Source organism: Azohydromonas sp. (genome assembly GCF_035325925.1).
Taxonomy (GTDB): domain Bacteria; phylum Pseudomonadota; class Gammaproteobacteria; order Burkholderiales; family Burkholderiaceae_C; genus Calidifontimicrobium.
This window is the reverse complement of sequence record NZ_DAOKZA010000025.1, coordinates 1-15,699: the sequence shown is the minus strand read 5'-3', so window position 1 is coordinate 15,699 and position 15,699 is coordinate 1. Positions and strand designations below refer to the sequence as shown.

The 15,699-nt window shown below is 72.8% G+C and carries 20 protein-coding genes and 1 pseudogene; 9 read left to right on the top strand and 12 right to left on the bottom strand.

Annotated features, from left to right (window positions below; all coding sequences use genetic code 11):
* The first annotated feature begins 54 nt into the window (after positions 1-54).
* Positions 55-975, top strand: coding sequence for an alpha/beta hydrolase (locus PKC53_RS10965; protein ID WP_324428549.1), 921 nt, complete (start codon positions 55-57; stop codon positions 973-975).
* A complete protein-coding gene (locus PKC53_RS10960) occupies positions 972-1,853 on the top strand; it encodes a YbgC/FadM family acyl-CoA thioesterase (RefSeq protein WP_324428517.1) in 882 nt (293 codons plus the stop codon). Before PKC53_RS10965 ends, PKC53_RS10960 begins: the two co-directional genes overlap by 4 nt.
* Here PKC53_RS10960 and PKC53_RS10955 read toward each other — a convergent pair.
* The 3 genes from PKC53_RS10955 to PKC53_RS10945 all read right to left on the bottom strand — a co-directional run bounded on the left by PKC53_RS10955 (position 1,828) and on the right by PKC53_RS10945 (position 3,581).
* Positions 1,828-2,259 (bottom strand): c-type cytochrome, encoded by a 432-nt coding sequence (locus PKC53_RS10955; RefSeq protein WP_324428516.1) that lies wholly within the window; start codon positions 2,257-2,259, stop codon positions 1,828-1,830. The two genes, PKC53_RS10960 and PKC53_RS10955, sit on opposite strands and share 26 nt — an antisense overlap.
* Positions 2,260-2,327: 68 nt before the next feature.
* The gene (locus PKC53_RS10950; RefSeq protein WP_324428515.1) at positions 2,328-2,639 is read right to left on the bottom strand and encodes a DUF4936 family protein; all 312 of its coding nucleotides are present in this window, start codon (positions 2,637-2,639) and stop codon (positions 2,328-2,330) included.
* 9 nt (positions 2,640-2,648) lie between these two features.
* Positions 2,649-3,581: a folate-binding protein gene (locus PKC53_RS10945; RefSeq protein WP_324428514.1), complete on the bottom strand. Its 933-nt coding sequence runs from the start codon at positions 3,579-3,581 to the stop codon at positions 2,649-2,651.
* Positions 3,582-3,635: 54 nt separating this feature from the next.
* On the opposite strand from PKC53_RS10945, the gene mltG reads away from it, so the two are divergent.
* The 7 genes from mltG to PKC53_RS10910 all read left to right on the top strand — a co-directional run bounded on the left by mltG (position 3,636) and on the right by PKC53_RS10910 (position 8,522).
* Positions 3,636-4,637: an endolytic transglycosylase MltG gene (gene mltG / locus PKC53_RS10940; protein WP_324428513.1), complete on the top strand. Its 1,002-nt coding sequence runs from the start codon at positions 3,636-3,638 to the stop codon at positions 4,635-4,637.
* 14 nt (positions 4,638-4,651) lie between these two features.
* Positions 4,652-5,266, top strand: a complete 615-nt coding sequence (gene tmk, locus PKC53_RS10935) for a dTMP kinase (RefSeq protein WP_324428512.1) — start codon at positions 4,652-4,654, stop codon at positions 5,264-5,266.
* On the top strand, positions 5,263-6,321 hold the full coding sequence (gene holB / locus PKC53_RS10930) for a DNA polymerase III subunit delta' (protein ID WP_324428511.1): 1,059 nt from the start codon (positions 5,263-5,265) through the stop codon (positions 6,319-6,321). The genes tmk and holB overlap by 4 nt, the downstream gene beginning before the upstream one ends.
* The gene (locus PKC53_RS10925) at positions 6,318-6,701 is read left to right on the top strand and encodes a PilZ domain-containing protein (protein ID WP_324428510.1); all 384 of its coding nucleotides are present in this window, start codon (positions 6,318-6,320) and stop codon (positions 6,699-6,701) included. The genes holB and PKC53_RS10925 overlap by 4 nt, the downstream gene beginning before the upstream one ends.
* A gap of 34 nt (positions 6,702-6,735) precedes the next feature.
* Positions 6,736-7,530 carry a TatD family hydrolase gene (locus PKC53_RS10920; RefSeq protein ID WP_324428509.1) on the top strand — a complete coding sequence of 265 codons (795 nt, stop codon included), beginning with the start codon at positions 6,736-6,738 and terminating at the stop codon, positions 7,528-7,530.
* 8 nt (positions 7,531-7,538) lie between these two features.
* Positions 7,539-8,165, top strand: a complete 627-nt coding sequence (locus PKC53_RS10915) for an ankyrin repeat domain-containing protein (protein WP_324428548.1) — start codon at positions 7,539-7,541, stop codon at positions 8,163-8,165.
* Between the two features lie 144 nt (positions 8,166-8,309).
* Positions 8,310-8,522: a hypothetical protein gene (locus PKC53_RS10910; RefSeq protein WP_324428508.1), complete on the top strand. Its 213-nt coding sequence runs from the start codon at positions 8,310-8,312 to the stop codon at positions 8,520-8,522.
* A gap of 71 nt (positions 8,523-8,593) precedes the next feature.
* On the opposite strand, the gene PKC53_RS10905 is transcribed toward PKC53_RS10910, so the two are convergent.
* From PKC53_RS10905 to PKC53_RS10865, 9 genes and pseudogenes are all read right to left on the bottom strand, one after another.
* Positions 8,594-10,012: a saccharopine dehydrogenase C-terminal domain-containing protein gene (locus tag PKC53_RS10905; RefSeq protein ID WP_324428507.1), complete on the bottom strand. Its 1,419-nt coding sequence runs from the start codon at positions 10,010-10,012 to the stop codon at positions 8,594-8,596.
* Positions 10,013-10,043: 31 nt separating this feature from the next.
* Entirely contained in the window at positions 10,044-10,505 is a 462-nt protein-coding gene (locus PKC53_RS10900) for a CBS domain-containing protein (RefSeq protein WP_324428506.1), read from the bottom strand.
* A gap of 99 nt (positions 10,506-10,604) precedes the next feature.
* On the bottom strand, positions 10,605-11,522 hold the full coding sequence (locus tag PKC53_RS10895) for a helix-hairpin-helix domain-containing protein (RefSeq protein WP_324428505.1): 918 nt from the start codon (positions 11,520-11,522) through the stop codon (positions 10,605-10,607).
* A gap of 13 nt (positions 11,523-11,535) precedes the next feature.
* Complete coding sequence (locus PKC53_RS10890) at positions 11,536-11,985, bottom strand: host attachment protein (protein WP_324428504.1); 450 nt, start codon at positions 11,983-11,985, stop codon at positions 11,536-11,538.
* The gene (locus tag PKC53_RS10885; protein WP_324428503.1) at positions 11,985-12,692 is read right to left on the bottom strand and encodes a phosphoribosyltransferase; all 708 of its coding nucleotides are present in this window, start codon (positions 12,690-12,692) and stop codon (positions 11,985-11,987) included. The genes PKC53_RS10890 and PKC53_RS10885 overlap by 1 nt, the downstream gene beginning before the upstream one ends.
* Complete coding sequence (locus PKC53_RS10880) at positions 12,689-13,345, bottom strand: alpha/beta hydrolase (protein ID WP_324428502.1); 657 nt, start codon at positions 13,343-13,345, stop codon at positions 12,689-12,691. The genes PKC53_RS10885 and PKC53_RS10880 overlap by 4 nt, the downstream gene beginning before the upstream one ends.
* A gap of 222 nt (positions 13,346-13,567) precedes the next feature.
* Positions 13,568-14,146, bottom strand: a complete 579-nt coding sequence (locus PKC53_RS10875) for a DUF3501 family protein (RefSeq protein ID WP_324428501.1) — start codon at positions 14,144-14,146, stop codon at positions 13,568-13,570.
* Positions 14,147-14,173: 27 nt separating this feature from the next.
* Positions 14,174-15,517: a heterodisulfide reductase-related iron-sulfur binding cluster gene (locus tag PKC53_RS10870; protein ID WP_324428500.1), complete on the bottom strand. Its 1,344-nt coding sequence runs from the start codon at positions 15,515-15,517 to the stop codon at positions 14,174-14,176.
* Between the two features lie 87 nt (positions 15,518-15,604).
* Positions 15,605-15,699: pseudogene (locus PKC53_RS10865) on the bottom strand (rubrerythrin); the annotation flags it as partial.

The window sequence follows — 15,699 nt, the reverse complement described above, 5'->3', positions numbered from 1 at the left end:
CAGCCCACCCATCGCCGACGTGACACCGTGCCGCGCTCCCTGCTGACCCCCGCGATGGCCGGGCTGCTCGAACGCATCCACCGCGCGCGCCGTCCGCCCTGGCACGCCATGAGCGTGCCCGACGCACGCCGCCTGTACGCGGCCGCCGCCGAGGTGCTCGAGCCGCCGCACCGCGCGCTGCCGCGCGTCGAGGACTTGCGGCTGCCCGCGAACGACGGCAGCCAGCTCGATGCGCGCCTGTACGCGCCGGCAGCCGACGCGGCGCTGCCGGTGCTGCTGTACCTGCACGGCGGGGGGTTCGTGATCGGCGGCATCGCCACGCACGACGGACTGTGCCGCGAACTCGCCGCGCGCAGCGGCGGCGCCGTGCTGTCGCTGGCCTATCGGCTCGCGCCCGAGCACCGCTTTCCGACCGCGGTCGACGACACCTGGGCCGCGCTGCAGTGGCTGCACGCGCGGGCGGGCGCCCTCGGCCTGGACGGGGCGCGCATCGCGGTCGGTGGCGACAGCGCCGGCGGCACGCTCGCCGCGGTGGCGGCGATCCTGGCGCGCGACCACGCGCTGCCGCTGGCGATGCAGCTGCTGATCGCGCCGGGCACCGGCGCCGCACAGGACACGCCGTCGCACAAGCTGTTCGCCAACGGCTTCCTTCTCGACGCCGCGAGCGTCGCCTGGTTCTTCGACCACTACGCGACGCCGCACCAGCGCCGCGACTGGCGCTTCGCGCCGCTGCTGGCCGACGACCTGGACGGCGTCGCGCCGGCGTGCGTGATCCTCGCGGAGTGCGACCCGCTGGTCGACGAGGGGCTGGCCTACGCCGACCGGCTGCGCGCCGCCGGCGTGCCGGTGGCGCTCGAGCTGTACCGCGGGCTGACGCACGACGTCATCAAGATGGGGCGGGTGCTGAAAGAGGCCGGCCAGGCCCAGCAGGCCGCCGCCGACGCGCTTCGCCACGCCTGGAGGACTGCTGCATGAACCGACGCCACGACTTCCGCTTCTTCGACCACCTGCGCGTGCGCTGGGCCGAGGTCGACATGCAGAAGATCGTCTTCAACGGCCACTACCTGATGTACCTGGACACCGCGGTGGCCGGCTACTGGCGCGCGATGGCGATGCCGTACCACGAGACAATGGCGCTGCTGCAGGGCGACCTGTACGTGCGCAAGGCGACGCTCGAGTACCACGCGTCGGCGCACTACGAGGACCGCATCGACGTCGGCATGCGCTGCGCGCGCATCGGCAACTCGTCGATGGTGTTCGAAGGCGGCGTGTTCCGCGGCGACGAATTGCTGGTCTCGGGCGAGCTGGTCTACGTCTTCGCCGACCCGTCGACGCAGACCTCGCAGCCGGTGCCGGCGCAGCTGCGTGCCGCGCTCGACGCCTTCGAGCGCGGCGAGGCGATGGTCGACGTGCGCACCGGCACCTGGGACCAACTCGGGCGCGAGGCGCAGGCGCTGCGCACCGCGGTTTTCGTCGACGAGCAGAAGATCCCCGCCGAGCTCGAATGGGACGCGGCCGACGCCAACGCGGTGCACGCGGTGGCCTACAACGGCTTCGGCATGGCGCTGGGCACCGGGCGGCTGCTCGAGCACGCTCCCGGCGTGGCGAAGGTCGGCCGCATGGCGGTGCGCCACGACCTGCGCGGCGCCGGCATCGGCGCGGCGCTGCTCGAGGCGCTTGCCGGCGTGGCGCGCACCCGCGGCGATCGCGAGGTGCTGCTGCACGCGCAGCGCAGCGCCGAGGGGTTCTACGCCCGCCAGGGTTTCGCGGTGCGCGGCCAGCCCTTCGACGAGGCCGGCATCGCGCACGTCGCGATGGTGCGGGCGATCACCCCGCTGAACGCGCCTTCCTGAGCTGCTCGAGGCGGCGTTTCTCTAGCACGCGAATGCGCTGCAGCAGCGCCTCGTCGGGATCGGCCCAGGTCGCACCCGCGGCGCGCGCCATGTGCGCGGTGGGGCGGGCGAAGTCCTCGAGCGGCAGCGTGTGGTCGCCGCCGCGGGCGGGCATGCCGCGGATGCCGACCCACGCGATGCCGGTCAGCGCGGCCAGGCCCTCGCGGATCAGCGGCGCCCAGGCCTTGCGGTCGCCGGTCTTCGGCGCCTTCTCGACGCCCTGTGCGTGGCAACGGGCGCACACCGCCTCGTAGACCTGATCGCCGGTGCGAGACTGCGCGGCGCTGCCGAAGGCGAGCGCGGCCGCGCCGACGGCGATCAGCGCCCGCGCGGCGCTGGACGACGACAGGGGCGGGGTCGGCGGCATGGCCGGCTCGGTGACGCGATCGCGACAAGCGGCGAGTGTGCCCGACGCGGCGAGCCGCGCCGCCGGCTTCAGTCGCAGGGCTCGAACAGCTCGACGTGGCGTTCGCCGAGGCGGCCCGGCGGCAGTGCCCGCGCCGCCGCTTCGATGCGCCGCACGAGCGCGTCGTCGACGCCGCCCGGGGCCGCGTAGGTCTCCATCAGCGTCACCGGCTCGCCGGCGACCTGTGGGCGTCGAAACAGCGCGCAGCGCAGCCCCGCATGCGCGCTGGCGAGCCGGTACTGCAGGTCCCGCACCGCGGCAAAGGCGGCAGGCAGCAAGTCGGGTGCGACTCGGTAGTAGACGTACAGCCGGGCGCCGCCGACGCCTTCGTGAGCGCCCATCGCCGAGGCTCAGGCTGCCTCGAGCACCGGGTAGGGCATCTCGACGCGTCGCAGCGCCGGCCCGCCCGGCGCGCCGAGCGTCAGCGGCTGGTCGAGCGCGGCCAGCCGCAGCTCGACCAGCGCCAGGTGGCCCAGCCCGTCGACCGACGCCGCGTTGGCCACCATGCCCGCCGGTTGCGACGCATCGTCGGCGGCGTAGACCTCCTGGCCGGCCTGCGCCGGCTGCTCGCTGCGGCACAGGAAGGCGCGGCGCTTCAGCGTGCCGCGGTACTGGCTGCGTGCGACGACCTCCTGGCCGGGGTAGCAGCCCTTCTGGAAGTTCACGCCGCCGACCAGTTCGAGGTTGACCATCTGCGGCACGAACTGCTCGACCGTGGCGCCGACGATCTGCACGACGCCGCTGGCCACGTCGAGCCACTGCCAGTGTGCCAGCGGCAGCGCGGGCAGCGCCGGCAGCGGCTGCGAGGCGGGCTGCACCCACAGTGCACGCGGCACGCCGGCGGCATCGCGCAGGCGGATCACGCTGCCCTCGCCGTGCGCGACGCGCTGCCACGGTGCGCTTGGCAGCGCGTCGCCGAGCGCGGCGGTGGCCGAGCGGCCGGCCACCCCGATCAGCCGCCAGTCGGCACCGGCGTCGGTGAGCTTGCACTTGGCGCGCAGCACGAACATCGACAGCCGCTTGAGCGCGGCGGGCAGCACGTCGGCGCTGCACGCCAGGAACACCGTCTCGGGGTGCGGGCGCCAGACGACGAAGCTGGCCAGCAACCGGCCCTTCGGCGAGCAGTAGCCGGCCAGCCGCGCGCTGCCGGCGTCGAGGTGCTCGATGTCCTGGGTCAACTGGCCATGAAGAAACTGCGCGGCTTCGGCGCCTTCGGCGCGCAGCAGGCCCCAGGGCGTCAGGGGCACCGCGCCGTCGATCGTGGTCGGGTCGGTGAGGGTCATGGCGGCGATTATCATCAGCCGCATGCGGGGTGAAGGCGACGGGTCGACAAGCCAATGAGCCGGCGATGGCCGTGGGCCGTGCTGGCCGCGCTGCTGCTCGCCGTCGTCGCCGCGGCCTCGACGGTGGCGTGGTGGCTCGATCGGCCGATGCCGCTGTCGCAGCCGGTGGTCGAGGTGTCGATCGAGCCGGGCACACCGCCTCGCGCAATCGCGCAGGCCTGGGTCGACGCCGGCGTGGCCGTGCCGGCGCGGCTGCTGTACGAGTGGTTCCGCTGGTCCGGTGACGCGCGACGCATCCGCGCCGGCAGCTACGAGGCGCACGCCGGCGTGACCCCGCGTGCCCTGCTGGCCAAGATGGTGCGCGGCGACGAGGTGCTCGAGGAGGTGCGGCTGATCGAGGGCTGGACCTTCCGCCAGTTCCGCGACGCGCTGGCCGCGGCGCCGCACCTGCGCGCGACGGTCTCGGGCATGACCGACACGCAGGTGATGGCCGCGATCGGGGCGGGCGGGCGACCCGCCGAGGGCTGGTTCTTCCCCGACACCTACCGCTACAGCCGCGGCGTCAGCGACCTGACGGTGCTCAAGCGCGCGCACGCGGCGATGCAGCGCCGGCTCGACGCCGCCTGGGCCGAGCGCGCCGCCGGCCTGCCGCTGAAGACGCCCGACGAGGCGCTGATCCTGGCCTCGATCGTCGAGAAGGAGACCGGCGCCGAGGCCGACCGCGGCCTGGTCGCCGGCGTGTTCGTCAACCGGCTGCGCATGGGCATGCGGCTGCAGACCGACCCGACGGTGATCTACGGGCTGGGCGAGGCCTTCGACGGCAACCTGACACGCCGCCATCTCGAGACCGACACGCCGTACAACACCTACACGCGCGCCGGGCTGCCGCCGACGCCGATCGCGATGCCCGGGCAGGCGTCGCTGCGCGCCGCGGTGCGCCCGCAGCCGACGAAGGCGCTGTACTTCGTCGCGCGCGGCGACGGCGGCAGCGTCTTCAGCGAGACGCTCGACGCCCATAATCGTGCCGTCAACCGCTACCAGCGCGGCCAGCGCTGATGCCGCCTGCGCCGATGCCCCGCGCCCTGTTCATCACCTTCGAAGGCATCGACGGCGCCGGCAAGTCGTCGCACCTCGACGCGCTGAGCGACTGGCTGCGCGCACGCGGCCACGACGTCGTGCTCACGCGCGAGCCCGGCGGCAGCGCCCTGGCCGAGCGGCTGCGCGAGCTGATCCTGCACGAGCCGATGGACGCGCTGACCGAGGCGCTGCTGGTGTTCGCGGCGCGGTGCGACCACCTGCGCACGGTCATCGAGCCGGCGCTGGCGCGCGGCGCCACCGTGCTGTGCGACCGCTTCACCGACGCGACCTTCGCCTACCAGGGCGGCGGGCGCGGCTTCGACCTGAGCGTGCTGCGCGACCTCGAGCGCTGGGTGCATCCGACGCGCCAGCCCGATCTGACGCTGTGGTTCGACCTCGACCCGGCACTGGCCGCCGAGCGCCGCGCCGCGGCGCGTGCGCCCGACCGTTTCGAGCGCCAGGACGCAGCGTTCTTCGCCCGCGTGCGCGACGGCTACGCCGCACGGGCCGCCCAGGCGCCGCGGCGCTTCGTGCGCGTCGACGCTGCCGGCAGCCTCGACACGGTGTGGGCGCGCGTCGAGGCGGTCGCGCGGGAGCGGCTGACGTGATCGGCCCCGACGTCGCGTTGCCGCTGCCGTGGCTCGGCGACGCGCTGGCGCGCGGGCGCGCACAGCGCGCGCACGCGCTGCTGATTCACGGGCCCGACGGCGTCGGGCAGTTCGAGCTGGCCTTGGCGCTGGCCCAGGCCTGGCTGTGCGAGGACGACGCCGCGCCGGTGCGGCCCTGCGGCCGCTGCACCGGCTGCCGGCAGGTGCAGGCGCGCCAGCACCCCGACATGCGCCTGGTCGTGCCGGCCGCGCTGCGCGAGTCGCTCGTCGGCGCGGATGCCGACGAGGTGGACGGCGACGCCGAGCCCACCGGCGCCGGGCGATCGAAGGCCAGGCCCAGCCGCGAGATCCGCGTCGACGAGATCCGTCAGGCGATCGCCTGGACGCAGACCACCGCGTCGCGCGGACGCGCGAAGGTGCTGGTGCTGCACCCGGCCTCGGCGATGAACGTGGTGGCCGCCAACGCGCTGCTGAAGACACTCGAGGAGCCTCCGGGCGACGTGCGGCTGCTGCTGACCTGCGGCGACCCCGAGTTGCTGCTGCCGACGATCCGCAGCCGATGCCAGCGCCTGGCGCTGGCGCTGCCGCCGCGCGACGTGGCGCTGGACTGGCTCGCGGGGCAGGGCGTGGCCGACGCCGAGGTGCTGCTCGAAGCGGCAGGCGGGCGGCCGCAGCAGGCGGTGGCGCTGCGCGACGAGGGTTTCGATGCGGCGCGCTGGACGCGCGTGCCGAAGGCGGTGGCCGCCGCAGACGCTTCGGTGCTGGCCGGCTGCAGCGTCGCGCGCGCGGTCGACGTGCTGCACAAGCTGTGCCACGACCTGATGGCGCAGGCCGCGGGCGCGGCGCCGCGCTTCTTCCCGCGCGACGCGCTGCCGCCGGGCGCGTCGTGGCCGGCGCTCGCGGCCTGGTCGAAGACGCTCGTGCGCACCGCGCGCCACGACGAGCATCCGTGGAATGCGCCACTGTTGGTCGAGTCGCTGGTGCTCGAGGGGCAACGCTGCCTCACGCCGCCGACCCGTCGGCGCGGCGGCGCCGCTACACTCGCCGCACGATGAGCGAAGCCACCCGTCCCGGCGCGCTCGCGCCGGCATCGTCGGCGCGGCCGAGCGTCATCCAGCTGGTGTTCCGCGACAAGACCGCGCTGTACGCCGCCTACATCCCGATCATGTCCGAAGGCGGGCTGTTCGTGCCGACGACGCGCGAGTACCGGCTCGGCGACGACATCTACCTGCTGCTCACGCTGCCCGACGACCCGCAGCGCTATCCGGTGGCTGGCAAGGTCGGCTGGATCACGCCGGCCAACGCCTCGGGCGGGCGCACGCAGGGCGTCGGCGTGCGCTTCCCGGCCGACGAGAAGACGCGCGCGCTGAAGCTGAAGATCGAGGAGATCCTCGGCACCACGGTCTCGTCGAGCAAGCCGACGCAGACCCTGTGACCCGCCGCCGGCCGGGCGGAGCGGCCACCGCGCGATGTTCGTCGACTCCCACTGCCACCTGAGCTTTCCCGAGTTGCACGCGCGCGTCGACGCGATCCGCGCGGCGATGGCCGCGGCGCGGGTCGATCGTGCGCTGGTCATCTGCACCACGCTCGAGGAGTTCGACACCGTGCACGCGCTGGCGCTGCGCTACGACAACTTCTGGGCCAGCGCCGGCGTGCACCCCGACAACGAAGGGGTGCGCGAGCCCACGCTCGACGACCTGCTGGCGCTGGCGGCGCGGCCGAAGGTGGTGGCGATCGGCGAGACCGGGCTCGACTACTACCGCCTGCACGGCCGCAACGTGGCCGACATGGCTTGGCAGCGCGAGCGCTTCCGCATGCATATTCGCGCCGCGCGCGCCAGCGGCAAGCCGCTGGTGATCCACACCCGCAGCGCCAGCGACGACACGCTGGCGATCCTGCGCGAGGAGGGCGGCGACGCCGCCGGTGGCGTGTTCCACTGCTTCACCGAGACCGAGGCGGTGGCGCGCGCCGCGCTCGAGATGGGTTTCTGCGTCTCGTTCTCGGGCATCGTCACGTTCCGCAATGCCGCCGACCTGCGCGCGGTGGCCCGGATGGTGCCCGACGACCGCCTGCTGATCGAGACCGACAGCCCGTACCTGGCGCCGGTGCCGCACCGCGGCAAGGTCAACGACCCGTCGCTGGTGCCGCACGTCGCCGCCTGCCTGGCGGCCGAGCGCGGCGTCGGCGTCGAGCACGTCGCGCGTGTCACCAGCGCCAACTTCGAGCGGCTGTTCGGCCTGCAGCCATTGCCGGAGGACGCATGAAAAACTTCATGTATCACTTCAGATATCTGCTGTTTTGCATTGTCACATTGTGCTTTTCTTCTGCTCATGCCGGTGCCTATGAAGACTTCTTCGCGGCCTTGGCACGCGACGACACCCGCGCCGTGACCGCGTTGCTGCAGCGCGGCTTCGACCCCAACAGCCGCGACGAGCAGGGCCAGGCGGCGCTTTACCTGGCACTGCGGCAGCCGTCGCTGGCGGTCGCCGAGGCGCTGCTGGCGCATCCGCAACTGCAGGTCGACGCGGAGAACGCCGCGGGCGAGACGCCACTGATGATGGCGGCGCTGCGTGGCCAGGTCGCGTGGATGCGCCGCCTGCTCGAGCGCGGCGCGAAGGCGCACCGCGATGGCTGGTCGCCGATCCATTACGCTGCCACCGGCCCCGAGCCGCAGGCCGTCGCGCTGCTGCTCGATCGCGGCGTTCCCGTCGACGCGCGCAGCCCCAACGGCACGACCCCGCTGATGATGGCTGCGCGCTACGGCAGCGAGCGCTCGGTCGCGCTGCTGCTGCAGCGTGGCGCCGACGCGAAGCTGCGCAACCAGCGCGACCTGGGCGCGGCCGACTTCGCACGCGAGGCGGGGCGCGACGCGCTGGCGCGCGAACTGGCCGCGCGCTGACCACCCGCACGCGCCCGCGCGCGCCGAACGGTGGCGTCGCGTGTCAGGCGGCTTCCGACACGACGAATGGTCGCGGCCCGACTGCGCGGCCGTGGCACAGGCTCTAGAGTGGGTTCACCATCGGTGATCTTGCTGGAGGCCGTGATGCACAGTCCGAGTGTGGCGAGCGATCCGTTCGCGCTGATGCTCAACCCGCAGTCCGTCGTGCAGGCGATGGAAGCCTCGGAGCGCCTGCGACGGCTGCACCGCCGCGTGTGCCGTCCGCTGGACAAGGTCGCCGGCGTCGAGCCGATCGCACCGGCCGGCCCCGTGTGGGCCGACGACGGCGACGCGTCACCGATGCACCAGCCGAGCTGAGCCTCGGCGCGCCGCCCGCCACCCCGCACGGCGGTGTGCTGCGATCGTGAGCCGCAGCGGCATGGCGCCGTTCAGGTCACGCGGAAGTTCTTGAACTGCCAGGGGTCGTCGGCGTCGACGTCCTCGTCGAACAGCCGGCCGCGGCCGGCCAGCGGCGTCCAGTCGGTGTAGACGCCGCGCACGTCGCCCAGGTACGGGCGGCACCATGGCAGCAACTCGTCGCAGGGCAGGTCGTCGGGTTCGACGATGCCGCGCCACGGGTTGCGCATCGCCCAGACCACGCCGGCCATCACCGCCGCGGTGACCTGCAGGCTGGTCGCGCTGTTGTGCGGACACAGTTGCCGCGCCCGTTCGATCGACAGCGTCGATCCGTACCAGTAGGCGCCACGCGCATGACCCATCAACAGCACGCCGAGCGCGTCGACGCCACCGACGATGTCGTCCTTGACGATGCGTTTGCGGGTCGGCGCCTGCCAATTGCGACCCGCCAACTCGTGCACCGACAGCACCGCGTCGTCGCAGGGGTGGTAGGCGTAGTGCACCGTCGGCCGGTACGCGGGCGAGGCGGGGTCGCCCAGCGTCAGATGGTCGGCGATCGAGATCGACTCGGCGTGCGTGATCAGGAACGCGTGCTGCGCGCCGGCGGCGGGTGTCCAGCTGCGCACGCGGGTGCTCGCGCCGGGGCGCTGCAGGTAGATCGCGGCACGCGAGCCGCTGGCGTGGCGGGCACCGTCGCCGGGAAAGTGGCGCTCGTGCGACCCCCAACCGAGTTCGGCCGGCTGCATGCCCTCGCCGACGAAGCCGTCGACCGACCAGGTGTTGACGAATTCGTCGACCGCCTTGCGCTGCGCGCTGAACTGCGTGTCGCGTTCGGCGATGTGGATCACGCGCACGCCCAGCGCCTGCGACAGCCGTGCCCAGTCTTCGCGCGTGGCCGGACGTGGCGCCACGTGGGCCGTATCGCGCGCGATGTCGAGCAGCGCGCGCTTGACGAAGTGCGACACCAGCCCCGGATTCGCACCATGCGTGAGCACCGCCGTGGGCCGCGTGCCGTCGCGGCGCAGTGCCAACGCCGACTCGCGCAGCGCGTAGTTGGTGCGCGCCGAAGGCGGGCGCCGGCCGTCGTCGTAGACGCCGGCCCAGGGCTCGATCACGGTGTCCAGGTACAACGCACCGAGTTCGTCGCACAAGGCGATCAGCGCGGTGCTGCTGACGTCGACCGAGAGGTTGAGCAGGAAGTCGCCCGGCCCCAGCCGGGGCTCGAGCAGCGCACGGAAGTTGTCCGGGGTGAGCGCGCAGTCGAGCATGGCCACGCCGTGGGCCCGCGCGATGGCGCCGCCGTCGTCACCGGGGGTGACGATCAGCAACTGCCGCGGCGACATCTCGATGTGCCTGAGCAGCAACGGCAGTACGCCCTGGCCGATGCTGCCGAAGCCGACCATCACCAGCCGGCCTGCGAACGCGTGGAGCTTGTCGTGTCGATCGCCCAATCGAGGGCCTCCGCCAGTGCAGGACGCCGGGTCAGCGTCGCTGTCGGCCCTCGCGCGCCTGCTCGGCCTCGATCGCCGCGACCGTGGCACGCAGTTCCTCGGCGATCACGCCGAGCATGTCGTCGAGCGTGACGAGGCCGGCGAGCGCACCCGCCGCGTCGACGACCGGCAGCCGGCGCAGCCCCTTCGCGCGCATCGTGCGCAGCAGGTCTATCACCGACGCGTCTTCGCGCACGACCACCGGGTCTGCGCTCATCACGTCCTCGACGCGCAGCGTGCGCGCGTCGACGTCGCGGGCCACCACCGCGGTGACGATGTCGCGGTCGGTGAGCACGCCCACCGGCACACGTCCCGCGGCCGTCTCGGCAACGACGACGAGACAGCCCACGTGGTGGCCACGCATCAGCTGCGCCGCTTCGTTGATCGGCATGTCGCGCTCGGCGACCGTCACCACGCGGGTGCACAGCGTGCCTGCATCGAGTCTGTCGTCCATCGCTCGCTCCTGGAGTACCCGCCCGTCACGGCAGGTCGGGCTGCCGACTGTAAGCAGCGGTGCCGGTCGTGCCTTGAGGTCGGTCAAGGCGTCGGATTGTCACCGAGACGCTGCGGCGGCTCCGCCTGCCGCGTCGCCACGCGCATACCACGCCGCGCATTCGGCCTCGCGTCCGCGCACGACGCGCCGGCCGGCCAGCGTGCCGGCACCGGCGGTGACGACGGTGTACTGGCGCTCGACGTGTGCCGGGTCCTCGACGTACAGCACGACCCAGTCGTGCACTCGACCCAGCTCGTGGGCGCGCGCCGTGTTCGAGAACAGGGCGGTGCAGTGCCAGTCGCCACGCTGCGCGTGCAGCACCGGCAGCCAGGCCTCGCCCTGCGGGTTGAACCGCCGCGGCGCGATCTTCGGCAAGCGGTCGGCGGTCGCGGCGTCCCGATAGTCGCGGTCGACGTCGAGCAGCAGCGCGACCGGGGGCGCGTCGCCCGTCGCCGCGGCCGGCGCCGCGGCGCGGCGCAGGTGACGCTGGCGGTCGAGCATCGCGGTCAGCGCGGCGCGGATGGCCGCGGCGCGTCGCGGCCCGATACGGGGCAGCTGCTCGAGGCGGCCGTCGTGTGCCGCGGCTTCCAGGGCCACCAGCGTGTCGACGCCCAGCGCGTCGTGGAGTCGGCGTGCCAGTTCGGGGCCCACGCCGGGGATGGTGCGAAACAGCGCCTCGACGTCGACCTCGCCGCGCAGCCGCTCGAGCCGTCCCCAGCGGCCGCAGGCGAGGATCTCGGCGACCGCCGCGGCGATGCCGGCACCGACGCCGGGCAGGGCGTCGAGGCCGGCCAGGCCGTCGCGCTCGAACACCGTGCGCACCGGCAGCGGCCACCCGGCCACCGTGTCGGCGGCGTGGCGGTACGCACGCGCGCGGTACGGGCTGCCGCCCTGCGCGTCGAGCAGGGCGGCCATCTCGCGCAGCATCCGCGCGATCGCCGCGTTGTCGCCGGGCGCGGCCGGCGGCGGGTTGTCCATCGGTGCGCGCGTCTCAGCGCCGCAGCATCTCGTCGACGCGGCCGCGCAGCTCGTGCAGCGGCAGCGACGTCAGGTCGACGGCCCGGCTGTCGTGCAGCACGCGGGCGGCCTCGTCGCCGAGGTGGGCACGAAGCACGCCGAGAAACGGTGGCGAGGCCAGCAGCCACAGGGTGCGACAGCGTCCGGCACCGACCTCTGGTTCGAGGAAGGCCGCGATTTCGCGGGCGAAGCGTTCGTGTTCCTTGCTGCGCGCGTCGGTGGGCGGCTCGTAAGCGGTGCGCCCCTGCGTGCGGTCGACCATGTCCATCGCGGCGCGGCCAGGGCGGTCGGCAGCCAGGTCGCGCCCGGCCTGCCGGCTCTCGGGGTGCACCAGGTCGGCCACCTCGGCCAAGCCGCCGTCGGGCCGACGTTCGCACACCCGTGCGCGCGCCGCGTTGGCGACCACGATCCAGAGTTTGTCCATCAGCCTTCTCCGTTGTGCGGGGGCGGGGCATCCACGCCGCGCGGCGGGCTGCGGCGCGCGGCGGCAAGGGCGTCGAGATCGGCCAGGACCTCGGCGTCGTCGAGTTGGTGGAAGTCGTCGTAGTGCAGCCCGATCGCGTGGAAGGGCTCGGGCTGCGCCAGGCACACGAGGTCGTCGACCTCGGCGCGCAGTGCCTGCAGCGTGTCGGCCGGCGCCACCGGCACCGCCAGCACCAGTCGCCTCGGCGAGCGTCGGCGCAGCGCCTTCAGCGCCGCGCGCACCGAGGTGCCTGTGGCGATGCCGTCGTCGACGACCACCGCGGTCGCGTCGGCCACCGACAGCGGCGCGCCCCCGCGCAGGTACACGCGGCGGCGGCGCTCGATCTCGTGCAGCTCGCGCGCCGCTTCGGCGTCGATGTACGCCCGCTCGACGCCGCTGATGCGCTGCACCTCGTCGTCGACGACGACCTGTGGTTCGTCGCCGTCGACCACCGCGGCCAGCGCCAGCTCGCGCTGCCACGGCACGCCGATCTTGCGCACCAGCAGCAGGTCCAGCGGGGCGCCGAGCGCGCGTGCGACTTCGGCGCCCACCGGCACGCCGCCGCGTGGCAGCGCCAGCACGACCACCGGCGCCGGCAGCGCCAGGTCCGCCAGCCGCTGGCCGAGCAGGTGGCCGGCTTCGTGCCGGTCGACGAAGCGCCGACTCATGCGGCGGCTCCCGCCAGTCGCGTGGCGAACCACTCGCCGGCCAGCCGCGCGACGGCGTCGAGCGTGCCCGGCTCCTCAAAGAGGTGCGACGCGCCGGGCACGACCTCGAGCCGCTTGTCGGCGCAGCCCAGCGCGGCGAACGCCTCGCGGTTGAGTGCGAGCACCTGCAGGTCCTCGCCGCCGACGATGAGCAGCGTCGGCGCGCGCACCGCCGGCAGCGCGCCGGCCGCGAGGTCGGGCCGGCCGCCGCGCGAGACGACCGCGGCCACATCGTGCGGCCGGCGGGCCGCCACGCGCAGCGCCGCCGCGGCGCCGGTGCTGGCACCGAACAGGCCCAGCGGCAGCCGCGCGATGGCGGGGTCGCCGGCGCCGAGCGCGTCGATGGTGTCGGCGACGCGATGGGCCAGCAGGTCGATGTCGAACACCTTGCGCCGGTCGTCGGCCTCGTCGGGCGTCAGCAGGTCGAACAACAGCGTGGCCAAGCCGCGCCGCTGCAGGGCCAGCGCGACGAGGCGGTTGCGCGGGCTGAGCCGGCTGCTGCCGCTGCCGTGCACGAACGCCACCAGCGCGCCTGCACCGGCGGGCACGGCGAGATCCGCGGGCAAGCCGGCGGCGCCGAGGGCCAGTGGCCGGTCGAGCGTGGAGTCGGACATCGCGCAACGGATGACGGCTGAGCGCCGATTCTGCGGCCGACGCAGGTCGCGGGGTTGTCTCGCGTCAAGTGAGCGCGCACGGTGGGCCTGCCGGTCTGGATCGTTGAATGCGCGACGATGTGTATTATGTCAACTTCGTAGTGCATGCAGTATGCCGCGAACGATGCGTCACCGCCCGGCCGGTCGCAGGAGTCGAACCCGACCCCCTGCGGTTGACGCGCCCTACCGCAGGTCGCCCGCGAGGCTGGCCAGCGTCTCCGGCGCGATCGTGACGTGCGCCGGGTAGTTGGTGTGGTCGCAGCCGAGCTTGACCGCAGCACCTGCGCGCACCGCGTCGCGCGCCGGCTTCGGGAACTCGAAGCGCAGGAAGTGCACCGACGACGTCTTCTCGTCGGTCTCGCGGTCGAGATCCTCGTCGGCGATCGCGTAGATGCGCGGCTGCCCCTCGACCTCGACGAACATGCGGTCCTCGATGCCGATCAGCCGCGCCAGCTCGCGCCGGCGTTCGTTGATGTCGGGGTACTCGATGAGCATCGTCGCCTTCCAGTTCGTGCCGTCGGGGATCAGCGGCGCGTAGGCGTCGATCTCGCCCTGGATGCCCTCCTCGTCGAAGATCTTCTCGATGTGCAGCATCTCCTGGATCTGACGGCGCACGGTGTGCTCGTCCTCGAACTGCAGCGTCACGTGCTCGCCGAGCGCGACGCTGCGCAGCCGGCGGTGCGCGATGGCCTCGGCGCGGCTGGACTTGCGGATCCTGGCGTAGGCCTCGAGCGTCAGGAGGCTGTCACGGGTCAGCGTCATGTGAGGTCTCCGTAGGGGGTTGGCGGATCAGGACAGCCCGTACGCGATGCGCACCAGGCTCAACGGGTGCTGCAGCGCCCTCGCCGGCGTGCCGGCCTGCTGCAGGCCTTGCGCGATGTGGTGGCCGGCCAGCGCGCAGTCGCTGCTGATGTAGTCCGGCTCGTCCTTGGCCATCGCCTTGAACACCGGGCGGCCGATCTTCATCGCGATCGGGTGGTACGGCGTCTTCACGCCGTAGGTGCCGGCGTGCCCCGAGCAGCGCTCGACGGTGTTGAGCTTGACCTCGACCTTCGAGCCGATCAGCTTGAACATCTCCTCGGTCTTGCGGCCGATGTTCTGCACGCGGCCGTGGCACGGGACGTGGTAGCTGACCTTGCCCAGCGCGGCCTGGAAGTCGGTCTTCAGCAACCCGTCCTTGTGACGCGCGACGAGGTACTCGAACGGGTCCCACATCGCCTCCTTCACCCGCTGCGTGTCGGCGCAGTCGGGGAACATCAGCGGCAGTTCCTGCTTGAACATCAGCGTGCAGCTGGGGATGGCCGACAGGATCGCGTAGCCGTCGTCGGCGTACTTCGCGAGCACCGGCACGTTCGCCTGCTTGTGACGCTCGACGCTGTCGAGGTCGCCGAGCTCGAGCTTGGGCATGCCGCAGCACTTCTCCTTCTCGACGATCACGTACGGGATCTCGTTGTGGTCGAGCACCTTGAGCAGGTCGTGCCCGATGCCCGGCTCGTTGTAGTTGACATAGCAGGTCGAGAAGATCGCCACCTTGCCCGGCGTGCGCTCGCCGTGGGTGACCACCGTGGCCCGCGCCTTCGGCACGCTCCAGCGGAAGCGGCGCGTTGCCAGCCCGGGCATCCAGGCGTCGGGATGCACGCCGAGCATCGCATCCATCTGCTTGCGCGCGAACTTGGTCTTGTTGATGGCGTTGACCGTCTGCACGACGATCGGGATGCCGGCGAACTGACCGTGCACGTCGGTGCTGGCGAGGAACTTCTCGCCGCCGCCGACCCGGCCCTTGCGGAACTTGATCGCCTTGGCGCGCAGCATCAGGTGCGGGAAGTCCAGGTTCCACTCGTGCGGCGGCACGTAGGGGCACTTGGTCATGTAGCACAGGTCGCACAGGTAGCACTGGTCGACGACTTTCCAGTAGTCGTCCTTGGCGACGCCGTGCACCTCACCGTCGTCGGTCGCGTCGACCAGGTCGAACAGCGTGGGGAAGCTGTGGCACAGGCTCACGCAGCGGCGGCAGCCGTGGCAGATGTCGAATACGCGTTCGAGCTCCTTGAAGGTTTCGCCTTCGTCGTAGAAGCTCGGGTTCTTCCAGTCGATCGGGTGCCGGGTCGGCGCCTCGAGGTTGCCTTCGCGCATGGTGGGCCGTGTCGTGGTTGCGTATGACGGGTTCGCAAGCGAACAAGGGGCACGAAGGCCCCTTGTGTGCGCGAGCGTCGATGCGGCTCAGTCGACCAGCTGGTCGAGCGCCTTCTGGTAGCGATTGGCGTGCGAACGCTCGGCCTTGGCCAGCGTCTCGAACCAGTCGGCGATCTCGTCGA